Source organism: Candidatus Pelagibacter sp., from assembly GCF_052049835.1.
Taxonomy (GTDB): Bacteria; Pseudomonadota; Alphaproteobacteria; order Pelagibacterales; family Pelagibacteraceae; genus Pelagibacter.
In genome coordinates this window covers 167,960-187,405 of the sequence record NZ_JBNGZF010000017.1, presented here as the reverse complement: position 1 = coordinate 187,405, position 19,446 = coordinate 167,960, and the positions used below count along the sequence as shown (strand labels likewise).

General features: G+C 27.6%; 17 protein-coding genes. All 17 read right to left on the bottom strand.

Going from position 1 to position 19,446, the window contains the following annotated elements; translation table 11 throughout:
* On the bottom strand, window positions 1-1,147 hold a 1,147-nt coding region (locus ACTT9R_RS07310; RefSeq protein ID WP_440927332.1), incomplete at its 3' end, for a 1-deoxy-D-xylulose-5-phosphate reductoisomerase.
* The gene (locus ACTT9R_RS07305; protein ID WP_440927331.1) at window positions 1,144-1,800 is read right to left on the bottom strand and encodes a phosphatidate cytidylyltransferase; all 657 of its coding nucleotides are present in this window, start codon (window positions 1,798-1,800) and stop codon (window positions 1,144-1,146) included. The genes ACTT9R_RS07305 and ACTT9R_RS07310, both read right to left, overlap by 4 nt.
* Window positions 1,800-2,474 (bottom strand): polyprenyl diphosphate synthase, encoded by a 675-nt coding sequence (gene uppS / locus ACTT9R_RS07300; RefSeq protein ID WP_440927330.1) that lies wholly within the window; start codon window positions 2,472-2,474, stop codon window positions 1,800-1,802. Before uppS ends, ACTT9R_RS07305 begins: the two co-directional genes overlap by 1 nt.
* Complete coding sequence (frr, locus tag ACTT9R_RS07295) at window positions 2,471-3,022, bottom strand: ribosome recycling factor (RefSeq protein ID WP_440927329.1); 552 nt, start codon at window positions 3,020-3,022, stop codon at window positions 2,471-2,473. Before frr ends, uppS begins: the two co-directional genes overlap by 4 nt.
* Window positions 3,023-3,874, bottom strand: coding sequence for a translation elongation factor Ts (gene tsf / locus ACTT9R_RS07290; protein WP_440927328.1), 852 nt, complete (start codon window positions 3,872-3,874; stop codon window positions 3,023-3,025).
* Window positions 3,874-4,692 (bottom strand): 30S ribosomal protein S2, encoded by an 819-nt coding sequence (gene rpsB, locus ACTT9R_RS07285; RefSeq protein WP_440927327.1) that lies wholly within the window; start codon window positions 4,690-4,692, stop codon window positions 3,874-3,876. The genes tsf and rpsB overlap by 1 nt, the downstream gene beginning before the upstream one ends.
* Window positions 4,693-4,822: 130 nt before the next feature.
* A complete protein-coding gene (gene dnaE / locus ACTT9R_RS07280) occupies window positions 4,823-8,239 on the bottom strand; it encodes a DNA polymerase III subunit alpha (protein ID WP_440927326.1) in 3,417 nt (1,138 codons plus the stop codon).
* Window positions 8,232-8,909 carry an ABC transporter ATP-binding protein gene (locus tag ACTT9R_RS07275; RefSeq protein WP_440927325.1) on the bottom strand — a complete coding sequence of 226 codons (678 nt, stop codon included), beginning with the start codon at window positions 8,907-8,909 and terminating at the stop codon, window positions 8,232-8,234. The genes dnaE and ACTT9R_RS07275 overlap by 8 nt, the downstream gene beginning before the upstream one ends.
* Entirely contained in the window at window positions 8,902-10,113 is a 1,212-nt protein-coding gene (locus ACTT9R_RS07270; RefSeq protein ID WP_440927324.1) for an FtsX-like permease family protein, read from the bottom strand. The genes ACTT9R_RS07275 and ACTT9R_RS07270 overlap by 8 nt, the downstream gene beginning before the upstream one ends.
* Complete coding sequence (gene proS / locus ACTT9R_RS07265) at window positions 10,110-11,444, bottom strand: proline--tRNA ligase (protein ID WP_440927323.1); 1,335 nt, start codon at window positions 11,442-11,444, stop codon at window positions 10,110-10,112. The genes ACTT9R_RS07270 and proS overlap by 4 nt, the downstream gene beginning before the upstream one ends.
* Before the next feature lies 1 nt (window position 11,445).
* Entirely contained in the window at window positions 11,446-11,691 is a 246-nt protein-coding gene (locus ACTT9R_RS07260) for a DUF1467 family protein (RefSeq protein ID WP_075484785.1), read from the bottom strand.
* Window positions 11,691-13,349 (bottom strand): ribonuclease J, encoded by a 1,659-nt coding sequence (locus tag ACTT9R_RS07255; RefSeq protein ID WP_440927322.1) that lies wholly within the window; start codon window positions 13,347-13,349, stop codon window positions 11,691-11,693. The genes ACTT9R_RS07260 and ACTT9R_RS07255 overlap by 1 nt, the downstream gene beginning before the upstream one ends.
* Window positions 13,350-13,353: 4 nt before the next feature.
* Window positions 13,354-14,097 carry a type III pantothenate kinase gene (locus tag ACTT9R_RS07250; RefSeq protein ID WP_440927321.1) on the bottom strand — a complete coding sequence of 248 codons (744 nt, stop codon included), beginning with the start codon at window positions 14,095-14,097 and terminating at the stop codon, window positions 13,354-13,356.
* 2 nt (window positions 14,098-14,099) lie between these two features.
* A complete protein-coding gene (locus ACTT9R_RS07245; RefSeq protein ID WP_440927320.1) occupies window positions 14,100-14,633 on the bottom strand; it encodes a biotin--[acetyl-CoA-carboxylase] ligase in 534 nt (177 codons plus the stop codon).
* Window positions 14,633-16,051 carry an NADH-quinone oxidoreductase subunit NuoN gene (gene nuoN / locus ACTT9R_RS07240; protein ID WP_440927319.1) on the bottom strand — a complete coding sequence of 473 codons (1,419 nt, stop codon included), beginning with the start codon at window positions 16,049-16,051 and terminating at the stop codon, window positions 14,633-14,635. The genes ACTT9R_RS07245 and nuoN overlap by 1 nt, the downstream gene beginning before the upstream one ends.
* Window position 16,052: 1 nt before the next feature.
* A complete protein-coding gene (locus ACTT9R_RS07235; RefSeq protein WP_440927318.1) occupies window positions 16,053-17,534 on the bottom strand; it encodes an NADH-quinone oxidoreductase subunit M in 1,482 nt (493 codons plus the stop codon).
* Window positions 17,534-19,444: an NADH-quinone oxidoreductase subunit L gene (nuoL, locus tag ACTT9R_RS07230; protein ID WP_440927317.1), complete on the bottom strand. Its 1,911-nt coding sequence runs from the start codon at window positions 19,442-19,444 to the stop codon at window positions 17,534-17,536. The genes ACTT9R_RS07235 and nuoL overlap by 1 nt, the downstream gene beginning before the upstream one ends.
* Window positions 19,445-19,446: the final 2 nt, after the last annotated feature.

Sequence of the window (19,446 nt, the reverse complement as noted above, 5' to 3'; positions counted from 1 at the left end):
ATTTTAAACTTACATAATCTCTTAATTTGTAAATTTCTTCTATATTTTTTGGTTTCATCTTTTTATACTTTGCAAAATTATTTAACTTTGAGAACTTAATTATTAATTTAATCAACATTTCAAAATTTATTTTATTCTCTAAAAACTTGTTAACAAAATAATCATTTACTGTAAGTAAGACAGTTTCATATAGAGTGTCACTTTTTGGCATTTGATATAACAATTTAATTGTGGGAAATTTTAATAAATCTACATTATTTAAATTTAAATTATTTAATATATTTAAATCAAGATTTTTGCTTTTGATTGAATTAATTTTTTTTTTATAAATAGAATTTATAATAGGTATTTTCATATCAGGATCATGAATTAATATTTTTGTTATACCATTTTTAAATTTTACAATTGCATGAATGTAGGAAGAAGGATGTATTAAAATCGAAATTTTTTCATATGAAATATTGAAAATTTTTTTTGCCTCAATTACTTCGAATACTTTATTCATCAAAGTTGCTGAATCTACACTTATTTTTTTTCCCATTTTCCAATTGGGATGTTTTAAAGCATCAGCAGGTTTTATTAGTTTAAATTTTTTCTTTGAAAGATTTAAAAAAGGTCCACCGGAAGCTGTTAAATATATTCTTTCTACATCATGTGCTTTTTTTTGGTTCAATATTTCATTTACCGAAAAATGTTCAGAATCTATAGGTATAAAATTTGTTTTAAATTTAATTAACTGCTTTTTAATTAAATTCCAACCGCAAATTAAAGACTCTTTATTTACTACAGCTAAATTTCTTGAGTATTTAGATAATATAATTGTAGGTTTTAAACCTTCTAAAGTAGACACTGAAACCATGGAATAATAAATCTTATGTTTATTTAAAATTGTATTGATATCCTCAAATTTATTAAAAATATTAATTTTTTTAATATTTATTTTTTTTTTTGCTTTTTCAAAAGTTTTTAAATCATTAATAATAATATTTTTTACATTTAGTTCTTCTGCTTGAGAAAAAATCTTATTTAAATTTGAATAAGTTGACAACAAAACTACTTGAAAATTTTTTCTATCTTTCTTAATTATCTCAAAAGTTTTTGATCCCACAGATCCAGTAGATCCAAGAATTACTATTTTTTTTTTCATAATTTAAAATTAAAGATATTTTGAGAAATTATTATATACGAAAAAGGAAATGAAAAAATCATTCCATCAATTCTATCCAGAAGACCCCCGTGACCAGGTATAAGTTTACCAGTATCTTTAATTTTAGATAACCTTTTAAAATAAGAAATGAGTAGATCACCAATTTGACTTACCATAGAAATTAAAATTACGAATACAATCAACTCATAACTAAATTTAATGTTGTGAATTTTGTTGAAATAATCAAGATAAATAAAAGTTGAAATTAGTGAAAATAAAAAACTACCAATTGTGCCTGAAAAAGTTTTATTTGGACTTATTTTATTTAGCTTAGGACCTTTAACAATTCTACCTACTACATAACCACCGACATCAGTAGAAATACATATTGTTAAAATAAATAATAAATAAAAAAACTCTCCTGCGAAGTCATTTCTGATTTTAAAAATAGTAAAAAAAGAAAAAATTAAAAAAAAATGTCCAAATATATTTATAAAATTTCCTTTTTTCATTAAATGCCATTCATAACCAGATAATAAAAGACATATAATTAAAAATAAATTAAATAAAATTGAACCCTCATATATAAATAAAATAGTAATTGGAAACAAAATAATTGAACTTATAATTCTCTTATTTAATTCTTTACTCATTATATACTACCAAAATTTCTTTTTATTTTTTTATATTTCTTAATTATTTTCCTAAAATCATTTTTATTAAACGCTGGCCACAATTTCTTCTCAAAAAAAATTTCACTGTAAGCAATCTGCCATAATAAAAAATTACTTAGTCTTTTCGTATTACCCGTTCTGATTAGGATATCTGGATCTGGAATATTTTTAGTTTGCATATTTTTATTTAAATTTTTTTCATTTATCGTTTCTTTATTTTTAATTAATTTCTTAACTGCATTTAAAATTTCCGTTTTTGATCCATAATTTAAAGCTAAATTTATTTGTAACTTATTATTAGTACACGTTTTTTTTTCTGCTTTATTTAATAAATTATTTAATTTCTTTGAAAATTTTTTACCACCAATTATTTTAAGTTTGATATTTTGCTTATGTAAATCATTAATTTTATTAATTAAAAAATTTTCTAATAAATTAAATAGAAATTTAATCTCTTCTTTTGGTCTTCTCCAATTTTCTGTTGAAAAAGCGTATAATGTTAAATATTGAATTTTCTGTTCTATTGATTCCTTAATTATTTTTTCAACAGTGTTTAATCCTGCTTTATGACCTGCGTTTCTTGAGTTTTTATATTTTATGCCCCACCTTCCATTACCATCCATGATAATGGCTACATGTTTCAGAGGGTTCATATTGTCATTATTTCTTTTTCTTTAGAGGAAACTTTTTCATCAACTGATTTAATATGATCGTCTGTAATTATCTGAACTTTTTTTTCATTAGATTTTTCTTCATCTTCTCCAATATCTTTAGATTTAAGAAGTTTTTTTAAATCTTCATTAGCTTCTCTTCTAATGTTTCTTATTGATACCTTACATTTCTCACCAATTGATTTGATTAATTTTTTTAATTCAGTTCTTCTCTCCTCATTTAGTTCTGGCACAGGTAATCTTACTAATTGTCCATCGATTTGAGGATTTAATCCTAAATCTGATTTTTTAATTGCAGCATCTACCAGTGGAACATTATTTATATCCCAAACTTGTATATTAATAATTCTTGGCTCTGGAGTTGTTATGCTGCCTATCTGATTAATCGGCATTTGTTGTCCATAAACATCTACTTTTACAAGGTCTAACATCGATGCATTTGCTCTACCTGTCCTAAGGGAAGCCAGTTCTTTAGAGAAAACCTCAATGGCCTTATCCATTTTAAGGCTGTATGATTTCTCATCAAACATTTATTCTCCAATCTTAATTCTATAGAATTCTTTTATTTTTAAGTCAGCTATAGAAAGTTCTTTTAATACATCTTGTACTTTTTTCTTTGGCTCCATCACCCAAGCTTGTGTTAAAAGAGCATTTTCCTCTTTAAACTTATTCATTTTACCTAAGCTAATTTTTTTTGCAATATCATCAGGTTTACCTAAATTTTTTAGCTCCTCCGTAACAAGCTCTTGTTCTTTGTCAATTATTGCTTGATCTATAGAACTTGACTCTAGTGCTAAGGGATTCGAGGCAGCAATATGCATAGATAATTGTTTGCTAAATGTTTTAACAATATCTGAGTTATCTTTGGTATCCAAAGAAACCATAACAGCTAATTTTGCAACATTATCTTTTACAACTGTGTGTAAATAATGGTTATTTATTCCATCAGAATTGCTAATTGTTTTAGCTTTCCCAATTGTAATTTTTTCACCAATTTTTGCAATCAAGGCAACTAAATTATCTTCCACTGTCTGACCATTTTTCATTTTTGCTGCTTTTAATTCTTCGATATTAGAATTATTATTGTTATTTAATTCGCTTAACTCTTTAACAAAAGAAATAAAATCATCATTTTTTGCAACAAAATCTGTTTCACAATTTACTTCTATTACTGAAGTTTTTGTGTCATCACCACTAACTACCACAACTCCTTCTTTTGCATCTCTAGACATTTTTTTTGAAGCTTTTGAAATTCCTTTAACTCTTAAAATTTCAATTGCTTTATCTACATCTCCATTTGATTCTTTAATTGCTAAGTTACAATCTTTAAAACCAGCTCCAGTAACTTCTCTAAGTTTTTTAACCTTTTCTATGTCACTCATTAATTTAATTTCTCCTTATCTTCTTTAGAAAATTTTTTCTCTAACTTTTCTCTATCTAATTCCTGAATAGTTTTTGTCTTGTCTTCTTCTTTTGCATGTTTGGTTTTATCTTTTTTTGACTCAATAGAAGGAGTTGAGCTTTTAGCAGTATTAATTGTTTCTTTGATTAAGTTACAATAAAGATCAATAGCCCTTCTTGCATCATCATTGCCTGGAATTGGATAATCAATATTATCAGGGTTAGAATTACTATCTAAAATAGCAATAATTGGTATTCCTAATTTAGCTGACTCTGCAATAGCCAGAGATTCATAATTTGTATCTATAACAAATACTAAATCTGGAACTTTTTTCATTTCTGCTATACCACCTAAAGATCTTTGAAGCTTATCTTTTTTTACACTCATTTTTAAAAGTTCTTTTTTGGTAAAACCTCTATTTTCTGCTACTAAATCAGTTTCCAATTTTTTTAATTTTTTTATTGAATTCGAAATAGTTCCCCAATTAGTTAACATACCTCCTAACCATCTGTAATTAACAAAATATTGATCTGTTTCTTTTGCTACTTCGGCTATAGCTTCAGATGCTTGTTTTTTTGTAGATACAAATAAAATTTTTCCATTATTTGTAATAGTTTCGTAAACCTTTTCCAAAGCTACTTTTGTTAATTCAAGAGTTTGGGTTAGGTCTATAATGTGAATGGAATCTCTTTTTCCAAAAATATATTTTTTCATTTTTGGATTCCATCTTAAAGTTTTATGTCCAAGATGAACGCCTGCTTCTAATAATTGTTGTATTGTAACGTTAGGTATTTTCATATTTATTCCCGGTTAAGCCACCACAGTAATTTCCAATTAAGGACCGGAGGTTTAAAACCAACAACTGTGTGAGTGTTAATTTAATTTAGAGATTATTTACAAATATTTCTTATATTTAACAAGTAATTATTTAGTTAATTATTGCCTCAATTTGTTGATTTCTTAGAAGGTTTAGCGCTTTTCTGTCTAATTTACGTTTATTTTTTAATCTAAATTTAAGAATATTGTCTCCAGTAACTAAATTAATATTTACAACAGTTTTACCTTCATTATTCAAAATTGAAGATATTTTTTTAATTTTTTCCTCGGAATTTAGCTTGAATAAAACCTCATTTATCGGACTATTAAATAAATCTTTTATTGAGGCTATTTTTTGGACATTAATTCTTGTAATTCGATTTTCGTCATTAGAAATATTTTTAAATAATGTTAAAATAAGAGAACTTCCTTCTTTTAAAATTTCTCTATTTAATTCTAAAATATCTGAGAAAATAAATAGTTCAAATACACTTGATAAGTCGGTTAGTTTTAAAACAGCATAAGAATTTCCTTTTGCAGTTTTTTTTTCTTGAACTTTTAACAATGTTGCAGCTATGTTTGAGTCTTTTAAATCATCTTTTGAAATAAAATTTGAATAATCTGTTATTTTGTAATCATTAAAAATTTCTGTGAATTGATTTAATGGATGGTCTGAAATAAAGAAACCTATTGATTCGAATTCTTTGGATAATCTTTCTTCAAATTTCCAATCTTCAGTCTTAATTAAAATATCATCCTGCGCACTTTCATCTTCTGAAAATAAATCAATCTGATTAGCAGATTTATTATCAAATATATTTTTACTCTTAGCTATAATTGCAGGAATAGAATCATACAAAGCTTGTCTATTTGTGTTTAAATCATCAAATGCACCTGCTTTGACTAAACCTTCTAATTGAAGTTTGTTTATATCTTTTGGATTTACTCTATTTATAAAATCATGAATTGACTTAAATTTTCCATTTAATATTCTTTCCTCAACTATATTTGTTATTGCCTCATAACCTACAGCTTTAATTCCTCCTAATGCATAATAAAATTTATCATCAATTGTTCTAAAATCAGCAAAACATTCATTTATATCTGGACGGACAACTTCAACATTTATTCTTTTTAATTCCTCATAAAACTCACTTAATTTATTTTGATTAGAAATATCCATAGTCATTGATGCTGCAATGAACTCTTTTGGATAATATGTTTTTAAAAATGCAGTTTGGTAAGAAATAATTGCATATGCTGCAGCGTGACTTTTATTAAAGCCATATTCCGCAAATGGTTCAATTTTTAAAAAAATTCCAGCAGCAACATCTTTGGGAATTCCATTTTTAACAGCTCCAGCAATAAACCCTTGTTTCTGTTTTTCAAGTTCTGCCCTTTTCTTTTTACCCATTGCTCTTCTCAAAAGATCAGCTTGTCCTGCTGTAAATCCTGATAATTTTTGTGCAATTTGCATTACCTGTTCTTGATAAATAATTACACCATAAGTTGGTTTTAAAATATCTTCTAGAAGTGGGTGTAAATAATCTGGTTTTTGCTTTCCATGTTTGCAATCATTATATGTTGGAATGTTGCTCATCGGTCCTGGTCTATAGAGTGCAACTAATGCAATAATATCTTCAATATGGTTTGGCTTCATTTGAATTAGGGCTTCTCTCATGCCAGCACTCTCAATTTGGAATAAGCCAACAGTTTTACCTGCTGACATTAAATCAAAAACTTTTTGATCTTCGTAATTTATTTTTTCTATATCAAAATCTTTAATTTTTTTTCTTACAAGTTTTTGCGTATTGTTAATTACTGTAAGTGTTTTTAAGCCCAAAAAATCAAATTTTACTAATCCTGCATTTTCTGCTGAGTACATATCGAATTGAGTAGATGGTAACAACAAATCTGCAGTAACATCTTTGTATAAAGGTACAACTTCAGTGAGTTTTTTATCTGCTATAACCACTCCCGCCGCATGTGTTGCAACATTTCTATTTAAACCTTCTAATTTTAGTGAGAGATCAGTAAGTTTCTTTACCCTTGGATCATCATTTATGAGTTTTTGTAATCTTGGCTCCCCAGCAATGCACTGAATTAAATTTTGTGGTCTAGATGGATCAAAAGGTATCATCTTAGATATGCTGTCAACAAATCCATATGGTAATCCCAAAACTCTTCCAACGTCTCTAATTACCATTCGTGCTTTTAATTTACCAAATGTTATAATGTGAGCTACACTGTCTTTATATTTTGTGGTTAGATACTCAAAAACTTGATCTCTTTTATCCTCGCAAAAATCTATATCAAAGTCTGGCATTGAAATTCTATCTGGATTTAAAAATCTTTCAAAAATAAGATTAAATTTTATTGGATCGACGTCTGTGATTGATAAGCACCAAGCTACTAATGAGCCAGCACCTGAGCCTCTTCCAGGGCCTACAGGGATATCATTATTTTTAGCCCATTTAATATAGTCAGCAACTATAAGAAAATAACTAGAGTATTTCATTTCTACAATAATCGAAAGTTCATGATTAAGTCTGTTCTTATATTCTCTATAAGAATTGTTATTATCTAAATCTTCATCACTTAAATTAAAGGTCTTATTGAATTTGACTTTTAATCCCTCTATAGAGTCTTTTTTTAAAATTTCATCTGCATTTCCATCTTTTTCACTACTAATATTAGGCAATATTGGGTTAGAAAATAACGGTCTATAATTACATCTTAATGGAAAATTATAATTATTTTCTAAAGCCTCGGGTAAATCAGAAAATAATTCTGACATTTCTGAGTTAGTTTTTAAATAGTGTTGGTCAGTTAATCTTAATCTGTTTTTTTCATTTACATAGGTCTTGTTACCAATACAGATTAAAGCATCATGAGCTTCATGCATTTCTTTGTCTAAATAAAAAACTTCATTAGTTGCAATAATAGGTATTTGTAGATCTAAAGATTTTTTTAAATTATATTTTTCAAATCCAATTTCGTTTTGATCACCATGTCTTTGGATCTCTATGTAAAATCTGTCATCAAAAGTATTTTTAATTTTATTATAAAGCTCATCAATTTCAGAAAACTTTCCTTTATCAAATAATTTACCAAATAAACCAAAAACAGTTCCTGAAAATACAGCGACACCTTTAGATTTGTTTAATAATAATTCAAAATCTACATGTGGATCTGACAATTCATCATTTTCTAAATATGATAAAGATGAAAGTTCGATTATATTTTTATATCCAGTTTCATTAAGAGCAAATAAAGGAAGTAAACCTGTTGTTTCTCCAATTTTAAAGTTAATTTGAGTTCCAATTATTGGCTGAGTGCCAGACTTAGAAATCTTTTCAGCAAATTCCAGAGCACCACATAAATTTGAGGTATCACACAATCCTAAGGATTTTATTTTATTTTTTTTAGAATATTCTTGCAAATCATCAATTCTAGCCGCTCCTTCACAAATCGAATATTGGGTGTGAATTTTTAAATGATTAAAATTTCGTGAAACAGACTCAAGCATAAGATGATTTTATACTACCATCTCTCATCTCCAATAGATAATCCGCTTTTTTTGCAAAAAATCTATTATGGGTTGCAAATATAATAATTCTATCAGATCTTTTTTGTTTGATCAAAAGTTTAAAAATATCTTTAGCCGTATTTACGTCTAAACTACCTGTTGGTTCATCAGCTAAAATAATTTGAGGATCATTAATAATCGCTCTTGCTATTGCAACTCTTTGGGCTTCACCTCCAGAAAGTTGTGAGGGAAAATGATTTAATCTGTTTGAAAGTCCAACTTTTTTTAATAATTTTTCAGCTTTAGATAATGCTAATTTTTTATCATTATTAAGAGATAAAGAGGCAAAATAAACATTTTCCAATGCTGTAAAATCAGAAAGAAGATTATTTTCTTGGTAAACAATACCTATTCTTTTAGATCTAAATAAATCATTTTTTTCATTTTGACTAAAATTTACCTCATAATTTTCAAACTTAATTGTACCAGATGTTGGTTTATCAATTAATGAAATTAAATTAAGCAAAGTTGATTTTCCAGATCCAGAGGGCCCCATTATTGCGTAAGTTTTACCTAATCTGAATTTTTTAGATAAACCTCTTAATACATTAATTTTTTTTTCCGAAGTAAAACTTTTTCGTATATTAATTAATTCTAAAAAATTATTCATACTTCAGCGATTTTATTGGATCCATATTAGCAGCTTTAAGCGCAGGAAATATAGAAACCACTATTGTAATTAATATTGAGCAGATTGTTATAATTAGAATAGAATTAATATTTATTTCTGAGGGCATCTTACTTAAAAAATATATTTCCTCTGGAAATAAACTAATATTAAAAGTAGAGCTTAAAAATTGTCGTATATTTTCAACATAAATTGAGAATGTTACACCTAAAAATATTCCAAATATTGTTGCTGAAGTTCCAATTGAAACACCCACGAGAAAAAAAATTTTAATTATAGATTTATTCAAAACTCCAATAGATTTTAAAATTGCAATATCTCGAGTTTTATTTTTAACTAAAATTGTTAAACCTGAAATTATATTAAAAGCGGCGACAATAATAATTAAAGATAAAATAATAAACATCACATTTCTCTCAACTTTAAGTGCAGAAAATAAAGAACTATTCATATCGGCCCATGTATATACAAATGCATCAGGGTATAGTTTCATCAGTTTTTCTTTATGATTTTCTATATTTTTTGGATCTTTAAAATAATACTCGGTAAAACTATCATTTTTATTTTTATCAAAAAAATCTTCTAAAGTGTTTAAATTTATATAAACAATATTTTCATCATATTCTGATAATCCACTTTCAAATATTGAAGTTATAAGAAATAATTTTTGCTTTGGTAAAGACCCAACTAACGTTTGAACTCCTGAGGGTGAAGTAATTGAAACCTCATCTCCAATATCTAATCCTAAGATATTACTTAAATCTCGACCAATAGAAATTGTACTTTCATTTAAACTTTTAGAACCAAAAAAACTATCATTATTTGAAATATCCAGATCTTTAAAATCTTTTTCCAAATAACCTTTTAGCAAAACTCCTTTCGTGCCATTCTTATGAAAAATAACTGCTTCTCCATCATTTGACAAAACTTCTTTAGCAAAATCTTTATCTGACAAGGGAACTAAGGGTTTATCGTAAGGTTTGACAATCGCATGAGCATTAAAGCCAACTATCTTGTCAATTAATTCAGTTCTAAATCCATTCATGACAGACATTACGATGATAAGAACTGCAACACCAAGGCTTATGCCAATAAAAGAAAAAATAGATATTACATTCAAAAAACCATCTTTTTTTCTGGCTTTTAAAAATCTAAAAGTAATTTCTTTTTCTAAAGTAGAAATCAAATTGAATTTTTTTGTTTAGTTATAATTTCTATAATTTTACTTAATGGTAAATTTTGAGTTTCACCACCGGTTTCCTTGAACTCTAATAAATCACCCTCACTTTTCTTACCAATAATAATTTGATATGGGGCACCAATTAAATTCATTTTTTTAATTTTTGATGAGAAATTCTCATCTGTATCATCAATTATTGCATCAATATTATTTTTGATTAATTCTATATTGATATTATTTGCTTTATCTAAAGCTGAGGTGTCATTTTTATTTATCATAGGTATTAAAGCAATATCATAAGGAGCAACAGACAATGGCCATTTCATGATTTCATTTTTATCATCATATTTAGCCTCAATTATAGCCCCTACTAACCTTGATACACCAATTCCATAAGAACCCATTTTTACAAAATCTTTTTTTCCTCCTGGTAAATCAACAGATGCTCCCATTGGTTTTGAATACTTGTCACCAAAATAAAATATATGACCTACTTCGATACCTTTTGTAATCAATTGATTTTCCTTAGAAACAATTTTTTCAAACTCATCTTTATTAAACTTTTCATCAGTTGCAGCATAAAACTTTTCATATTTTTTTCTCATACTTTCCAATGATGCTTTTTCTAGTTGAGTATCATCACTATCAAGATCAAATATTCTTTTATCAGTGAAAATTTTACTTTCACCTGTATCTGCAAGAATAATAAATTCATGAGATAAATTTCCACCGATAGGTCCTGTGTCAGCAGCCATAGGTATTGCTGTCAAAGATAATCTTTTAAAAGTTCTCAAATATGAAAGAAAGAATTTATTATAAGAATAAAAAGCTTCTTCATCTGATACATCAAATGAATAAGCATCTTTCATATAAAACTCTCTACCACGCATAATTCCAAATCTAGGTCTAATTTCATCTCTGAACTTCCATTGTATATGATACATAAGTTGTGGGAGTGATTTATAAGATTTTATTGAAGATCTAAAAATTTCAGTAACTTGCTCTTCATTGGTTGGTCCATATAACATTTCTCTATTTTGACGGTCGGTTATTCTTAACATCTCTTCACCATAATCATCATAACGACCACTTTCTTTCCAAATTTCGCTGGATTGAATTGTTGGCATTAATATTTCTTGAGCTCCAATTTTGTTTTGTTCTTGTCTGACAATATCTTCTATTTTTTTCATTACTTGAAAACCTAAAGGTAACCATGAATAAATTCCTGCTGAGGCTTGCTTAATCATGCCTACTCTTAACATCAATTGATGAGATTTAATTTTTGCTTCTGAAGGATTATTTTTTAATATTGGTATAAATGAATTTGATAAAAGCATCTCAATTAATCATATTTCTTAAATTTAAATATTCAAATTTAATTAATAAGTAAATTATTATGAAAATGACAGTAGTAATTCCAGTGCAATAAAGGAATTTTTTCAGCATTTTTGGATTTTCAGGTGAGCCGGGATCCTCACCATCAATTTTTACAGTCTTTGTTCGATTCACATCAATAGGTAGAATAGCAAAAAAAACTATCCACCATATAATTATATAGATAATAGCTAAGCCTGTTGCGCTCATTAAATTCTTACTAAATTGATATTGGTAAAAGGTTTTTTTCCTGTTCTTTCTTTAGAAAATTTTCTGCAAGCAATTTTTAATGCATCAATAAGATTGTGTTCTTGTTGTTTACTTCCAACTTTAAAAGTTTTTGATATTATTTCTATTTCTTCAACTAACCCATAAGTAAACTCATCTTTATCTTCGATTGGCAAGCCTCTAAAAGAAAGCACTGGATCATTATGTATGTTACCTTTTGGTGTAATCATAATAGTTACCTCTAAATATCCATTTGCACTTAAATTTTTTCTATCTTTTATCGATTGAGAATCTGGATCAACACTTACACTACCATCTAAATAAAGTCTCCCGCTTGGCGCCTTGTCATATACTTCAGGTTTTTCACCTGGATATAACTTTACGATATCACCATTTTCTACCTGAACTGGATGTGGCACTTGCATTTCTTTTGCAAAATTAATGTGTTCAATCATATGCCTATGTTCACCGTGCACAGGTATTACGCATCTAGGTTTTACCCATTGATACATCTCTTTAAGGTCTTCTCTATTTGGATGCCCAGAAACATGAACAAACTCAGTTTCTTCAGATATTACTTCTATTCCATCCTTAACAAGTTGGTTGTGAAGTTTATAAAGTTTTTTTTCATTACCAGGTATGATTTTTGAAGAAAAAATTACAGCATCACCTTTTTCAATAAAAACATCTGGATGAACATAACTAGAAATTCTCATCATTGCACCCATTGGTTCGCCTTGACTTCCGGTACATAAATACACAATTTTTTCTCTTGAAAAATTTTTAGCTTCTCTTGGATCAATTGGCTCAATTGTATTTTTTAAATATCCACATTGACGTGCAGCTTTATAAATACGATGCATTGATCTACCAACTAAAGAGATTTGTCTTCCTGTTTGTTCCGCACAATAAAAAGCTGTCTCCATTCTAGCTACGTTGGAAGCAAATGACGTTATGATTATTCTTTTTTTTAATCGAGACATAACGTTTAACATATTTTTTCTTACATCTAATTCTGAACCTGATCTACCGGAGCTAAAAACATTAGTTGAGTCACAAATCATTGCTAGTACACCTTCTTCACCAATTTCCTTTAATCTTTTTTCGTTTATATTGTCTCCAATCAAAGGATTTGGATCTACCTTCCAATCACCTGTATGCAAAATAACTCCTGCAGGAGTTTTTATTCTAAGTCCGTTTGGTTCTAATATAGAATGCGTTAAAGTAATGTATTCAATTTCAAATGGGTCTAAAGAAACTTTTCCATTTAACTCAACAATCTGTAAATCATTAGTTATATCGATTTGTTTTTCTCTAAATTTTTCTCTAATTAATACAGCTGTGAAAGGCGTTGCAAAAATTTTACATTGTAATTTTGGCCATAAATGAGCAATTGCACCAATGTGATCCTCGTGAGCATGTGTCAAAACTATTCCTAATAAATTATCTTTTCTTTCAACTATAAACCCAGGATCTGGATAAATTAAATCAACACCTGGAATAGTATCATCTGCAAATGTCACCCCTATATCGACCATAATCCATTTATGATCACTGGGCTTCCCATAGCCGAACAAATTCATATTCATGCCTATTTCACCTGATCCACCTAAGGGACAAAATAATAGTTCATCTTTCATATTGTTAAATTAATTTTGAAATTTTTAATAATCCTTTAATTGTTATATCTTGGTTATGACTTGCTTTCGTTTTTATTGAGTTTTTAAATAAATTTGAAAATCCACCAGTAATAATTACTTTAAAAGATTTTCCAGTCTCTTTCTTAATTAAATTAATAATATTGTCAATTAAACCTGCATAACCCCAAAAAAATCCTGATCTAACGGCTGAGATTGTATTGTTACCTATGACTTTATTAATCTTTTTTAAATCTATTTTTGGTATCAAAGTTGCTTTATCAGACAAGGTATTAAGAGATAATTTAACTCCAGGAGCAATAATTCCTCCATAATAAGTATTTTTAATTAGTACATCGAATGTTGTTGCTGTACCAAAGTCTAAAATTATAAAATTATTTTTATTGTTCATTAAACTTATAGCATTAGTAATTCTATCTGAGCCTACCTGTTTATAATCTACTTTGATTTTTATAAGTGATTTTAAGTTTAATTTTTTAACTTCATAGCATTTTATTTTAACTTTTTTCGATAAAAATTGATTAATTATAGAAAATGTTTTTGGAACAACACTACAAAATAATATTTTTTCAATTTTATTTAATTGAATTTTATTTTTTTTAAATAAACTTTTAAGCTGCTTGTTGGTTACAGATTTTGATAAAAAAGTAATTTTTTTTGAAATTTTATTATTTTTAGAAACAATACATAATTTTGTTTCTGTATTACCAATATCACCAAGAATATACATTATTAAATTTTATACAGTTTAGATAAATTTTTTTCAAAAAGTTGTTTTAGTTTATATTCTACAATTAATTTACTAATACTTTTTTTAGTTATCTCTTGCAAGTTTGTGGCAGGATAATTCCTTATAATTGGATTTTTTTTAATATTTATGCCTATACCAGTAATTAAAAATTTTTTATCTCTTACAAATATGATTTCTTGTAAAATGCCACTAATTTTTTTTTTATCAATTAATAAGTCGTTCGGTTTTTTAAATAAAATTTTTTTTCTTGTAAATAACGAGAGTAATTTTTTGACTAAAAGACAATTGACTTTTGTTATAGCATTAATCGATAGTTTCGTTTGATTTAGTTCATTAAAAAAAGAGACAAATAAATTTCCTTTTAATGATATCCATTTTCTTCCATACTGTCCTCTACCATTTACTTGTGTTTCAGCAACAACCATACCTAAGTTGTATTTAGTTTCTTTGACAATTCTTATTGCAGTATTATTTGTGCTTTTAACTTTTTTAAATTTAAATTTTTTTAATTTCATCAAATAATATTAATTCTTGAAACAACTTCTATCAACTGACTTGGGAATATGAAGTATAAAAGGATTAATATCGTTGAAACTGTAAGTGAAAATTTTAACCATAAACTATGGTCAGTATCGTATTTGTCTTTTTCTTTATCAAAGTATATGATTTTTATAATTCTTAGGTAATAGAATGCTGCAACTACAGTAGATAATAAACCTACTATAGCTAAGAAATACATTGATTGTTCTAACACTGCTATAAAAACATAAAATTTTGCAAAGAAACCAGCAAGGGGCGGGATACCTGCTAAAGAAAACAGTATTACAAGTAAACATAAAGATAACATCGGATGGTTTTTTGATAATCCCGAAAGATCACTAATATCCTCATAATATTGATCCTTTCTTCTTAACATTAATAGACAACAGAAAAGAGCTAAATTCATTACAACATAAATTGAAATATAGATTATTGAACTTTGAATTCCTTCATTAGATGCAGTAGCTAATCCTGCTAAAGTATAACCAATATGACTAATAGAACTGTAGGCAATTAGTCTTTTAATATTAGTTTGTCCTATTGCTGCAACTGCTCCAAAAATCATTGAAGCAATTGATAAGAAAACAATTATCATTTGCCACTGATCGATTAAATTTAAAAAAGGAACATACAAAAACCTTATTAATACAGTTAAAGCAGCTATTTTGGGTACCATTGTAAAAAATAATGTTACAGTTGTTGGAGATCCCTCATAAACATCAGGTGCCCACATATGAAACGGAACTGCAGAAATTTTAAAAGCTAAACCAACTAAGATAAACACTATTCCAAATGTTAAAACATATTCATTAGAATTTAGTTGATTTGATATTATATCAAAATTGGTAGAACCCGAAAAACCATAAACTAAAGAACATCCATATAATAATAATCCTGATGATAATGCACTTAAAACAAAATATTTTAAACCAGCTTCGGATGATTTTAGTTGATCTCTATTATATGTGGCTAAAACATAAAGAGCTAATGATTGCAATTCTAAACCCATATAAAAAACAATTAAATCATTTGAACTGATCATTACCATCATACCCAGAATAGAGCTCAAAATAAGAATAGGGTATTCAATATTGTATATTTTAAATGTTTTTAAATAACTTGAAGAAATAATTAAAACTAAAAAACCTCCAACCAATGTTATAATTTTCATTAGTGAAGACAAACTATCAATCACAACACTTTCATTAAATAAAGTTTCCCTGCTGACAGAGAAAGTTTCATTAATTGTTATTATCGCTGTAATTAAAATTGCGAACAAAGACAAAATAAATGTGATTTTAGAACTATCTTTTTTAAACACACCCAAAACAAGTAAAAACATTATTGAAAGTGAGATAAAAATTTCAGGTAATACTAAATTTAAATTTTCCATATTATTTACTAGCTATATTTGAGTTATGCATATTAATTAGATCGGTCACAGAAACTTCAATAGTGTTTATTAATGGATCAGGATAAAAACCAAAAAATAAGATTGGTGCAGCTAAGCAACTTAAAATAAAGTATTCAGATCTATTTAAATCTAAAATTTTTTTAAGATCATCGTTTATTAATTTTCCAAATACTACTCTTTTATATAACCACAACATGTATGCGGCTCCTAAAATCACCCCAATACTTGCTATAACTGCCACTAAAAAATTATCTTTAAAAGCTCCCATTAATATTAAAAACTCACCAATAAAACCACTAGTTCCAGGTAAACCTAGAGATGCCAAAGCAAATAACATAAATAGTATTGAATATTTTGGAATTACAGAAACTAGCCCGCCATAAGTACTTATCAATCTGGAATGCATTCTGTCATAAACTACACCAACAGTTAAAAATAATGCTGCCGAAACTAATCCGTGACTAATCATTTGAATTATACTTCCTTCAATCCCTTGTTGTTGCAAAGTGAATATACCCAAAGTTACAAAACCCATATGCGCAACTGATGAATAAGCAATTAACTTTTTCATATCTTCCTGCATTAAAGCTATCAGTGATGTAAATATGATTGCTATAACACTCAGAGTGTAAATTAATGGTGTAAATACTTCAGATGCAATCGGGAATAGACCTAAAGAAAACCTTATAAAACCATATCCAGCCATCTTTAATAATATGGCAGCTAACAAAACAGATCCAGCGGTAGGAGCCTCAACGTGAGCATCAGGTAACCATGTATGAACTGGCCACATAGGTGTTTTAACAGCAAAAGAACTAAAAAATGCTAACCACAATAGATTTTGGTATTTAACATCAATACCAATTTCATATAGTTGAACTACGTCGGTTGTTCCTGTAATCCAATAAATTGAAATTATTGCAACCAACATTAAAACAGATCCCAATAGTGTATATAAAAAGAATTTGAATGCTGAATAAACTCTTCTTGCGCCTCCCCAAATACCAATAATTAAAAACATTGGGATCAATCCGGCTTCAAAAAATAAATAGAATACAACTAAATCAAGTGCACAGAAAACACCTATCATGAAACTTTCCATGATTAGAATTGCAATTAAAAAATCTCTTAATCTATTTTTGACTGAATTATTTACAGATATAATACAAATGGGAGTTATAAATGTAGTTAAAATAATAAATAAAATTGAAATACCATCTACTCCAACTTTATAATTAATAAATCCTTCAATCCATACTCTATCTTCTACAAATTGAAAACTAGATGTTGATTGGTCAAAAGAAATCCACAGATAAATCGAAATTAAAAAATTTACTACAGTTGTAAATAAAGCAACATATTTAGCAGTTAAATTATTTCCTTCTTTGTCTTTAGTAAAAAATAAAAATAAAGCACCAACTATTGGCAATAATATTAAAGATGAAAGAATAGGAAAACTCATTATTTAACTATTAAAAAAGTTAGTAAAGCAGAGAAACCTAATAACATTACAAATGCATATTGATAGATAAAACCACTTTGAAATTTAGTTGCTTTGATTGAACATTTTTTTATAAAAGAAGAAATTCCATCAGGACCAAAACCATCTATTATAGTTCCATCACAAAATTTCCATAAAAATAGACCTAGTTTTTTTGAGGATTTAATAAACAACACATCATACAACTCATCAAAATACCATTTGTTAACTAAAAAATTATACAAAGGTTTGTTTATAGAAACTATTGAATTAGGAAGCTCTTTGTTTTTTACAAATAAGTAATAAGCAATTGGAATAGATACTAAAACTAAACATGGTGTTAAAAGTAAAAACCATAAAGGTGGGTGCTCAGCACTCAAAGGTTCTAAGAACTTAATAGACTCTGCCCAGAATAAATTCTCACCATGACCAATAAATAGTCCTTTAAATAGAAAACCAGCAAAAACAGCTCCTATTGAGAGAATAAATAATGGAACGAGCATAACCAATGGGGACTCATGTGTTTCCTCTATTTTGATCTCTTTGTTATTATACTCTCCATGGAAAGTTTTAAATATCAATCTCCATGAATAAATAGATGTTAAAAATGCTGTAATTATTCCAATTCCAGCTGCATAATAACCAGTGGTATTACCTTTTAAATATGCAAATTCTATAATTGCGTCTTTAGAATAAAATCCTGATAAAAATGGAAAACCTGTTAATGCAAGTGTTCCTATTATCATTAAAGTATATGTATATGGTAACTTTTTCCATACACCTCCCATGTTATTTATATTTTGCTCATCTTTAAATGCATGGATTACTGAACCAGATCCTAAAAATAATAAAGCTTTGAAAAATGCATGAGTAAATAAGTGAAACATAGCAACATTGTATGCACCTACTCCAGCTGCAAAAAACATATAACCAAGTTGGCTACATGTAGAGTAAGCAATAATTTTTTTTATATCTGTTTGAACTAGAGCGACGGTTGCTGCAAAGAATGCTGTAGTCATTCCAACGATAGTTATAAAATTTAGTATCAATGGTGAATATTCATAGATTGGAGAACATCTTACAACTAAGAAAACACCAGCTGTTACCATCGTTGCTGCATGAATTAATGCAGAAACAGGTGTTGGACCTTCCATAGCATCAGGTAACCAAGTATGCAGTAATATCTGTGCAGATTTACCCATTGCTCCAATAAATAAAAGTAAACAAATTAGATCTATTGCTTTAACTTCAAAACCTAAAAAAGATAAATTTTTATCTACAACAGTTGGAATTTGTTGAAAAACTTCAGAGTAATTAACAGTTCCAAATAAATAAAATATTAAAAAAATTCCTAAAGCAAAACCAAAGTCACCTACTCTGTTTACAACAAATGCTTTTATTGCTGCAGCATTTGCACTTTCTTTTTTAAACCAAAAACCTATTAAGAAATAAGAACAAAGACCAACACCTTCCCAGCCAAAAAATAATTGAATAAAATTATCTGATGTTACAAGCATCAACATAGCAAAAGTGAATAATGATAAGTAAGCCATGAATCTTGGCTTATGAGGATCATGAGACATGTAACCAATTGAATAAATATGCACTAAAGCAGATACGGAAGTTACAACTACTAACATTACTGCTGATAACGGATCAATTAACATTGACCAATTTACATCAAGTGAACCCGAGCTTATCCATGTGGCTATGACAATATTTTCTTCATATTGATTTACGATTACTTGATAAAGGACATAAATTGATAAAAGTGCAGAAATTGAAACCAGAGCACTTGTTACTATTTCAGAATTTCTATCACCTATATATCTACCAAAAAAACCAGATACAATTGAAGCAATAAGTGGAAGAAATATAATCAATAATTCCATGG

What these genes read in the sequence shown, in the direction of transcription:
- ACTT9R_RS07305 (WP_440927331.1), bottom strand. Translation starts at nt 1,800, where the DNA reads ATGAGTAAAGAATTAAATAAGAGAATTATAAGTTCAATTATTTTGTTT.
- uppS (WP_440927330.1), bottom strand. Translation starts at nt 2,474, where the DNA reads ATGAACCCTCTGAAACATGTAGCCATTATCATGGATGGTAATGGAAGG.
- frr (WP_440927329.1), bottom strand. Translation starts at nt 3,022, where the DNA reads ATGTTTGATGAGAAATCATACAGCCTTAAAATGGATAAGGCCATTGAG.
- tsf (WP_440927328.1), bottom strand. Translation starts at nt 3,874, where the DNA reads ATGAGTGACATAGAAAAGGTTAAAAAACTTAGAGAAGTTACTGGAGCT.
- rpsB (WP_440927327.1), bottom strand. Translation starts at nt 4,692, where the DNA reads ATGAAAATACCTAACGTTACAATACAACAATTATTAGAAGCAGGCGTT.
- dnaE (WP_440927326.1), bottom strand. Translation starts at nt 8,239, where the DNA reads ATGCTTGAGTCTGTTTCACGAAATTTTAATCATTTAAAAATTCACACC.
- ACTT9R_RS07275 (WP_440927325.1), bottom strand. Translation starts at nt 8,909, where the DNA reads ATGAATAATTTTTTAGAATTAATTAATATACGAAAAAGTTTTACTTCG.
- proS (WP_440927323.1), bottom strand. Translation starts at nt 11,444, where the DNA reads ATGCTTTTATCAAATTCATTTATACCAATATTAAAAAATAATCCTTCA.
- ACTT9R_RS07260 (WP_075484785.1), bottom strand. Translation starts at nt 11,691, where the DNA reads ATGAGCGCAACAGGCTTAGCTATTATCTATATAATTATATGGTGGATA.
- ACTT9R_RS07255 (WP_440927322.1), bottom strand. Translation starts at nt 13,349, where the DNA reads ATGAAAGATGAACTATTATTTTGTCCCTTAGGTGGATCAGGTGAAATA.
- ACTT9R_RS07250 (WP_440927321.1), bottom strand. Translation starts at nt 14,097, where the DNA reads ATGTATATTCTTGGTGATATTGGTAATACAGAAACAAAATTATGTATT.
- ACTT9R_RS07245 (WP_440927320.1), bottom strand. Translation starts at nt 14,633, where the DNA reads ATGAAATTAAAAAAATTTAAATTTAAAAAAGTTAAAAGCACAAATAAT.
- nuoN (WP_440927319.1), bottom strand. Translation starts at nt 16,051, where the DNA reads ATGGAAAATTTAAATTTAGTATTACCTGAAATTTTTATCTCACTTTCA.
- ACTT9R_RS07235 (WP_440927318.1), bottom strand. Translation starts at nt 17,534, where the DNA reads ATGAGTTTTCCTATTCTTTCATCTTTAATATTATTGCCAATAGTTGGT.
- nuoL (WP_440927317.1), bottom strand. Translation starts at nt 19,444, where the DNA reads ATGGAATTATTGATTATATTTCTTCCACTTATTGCTTCAATTGTATCT.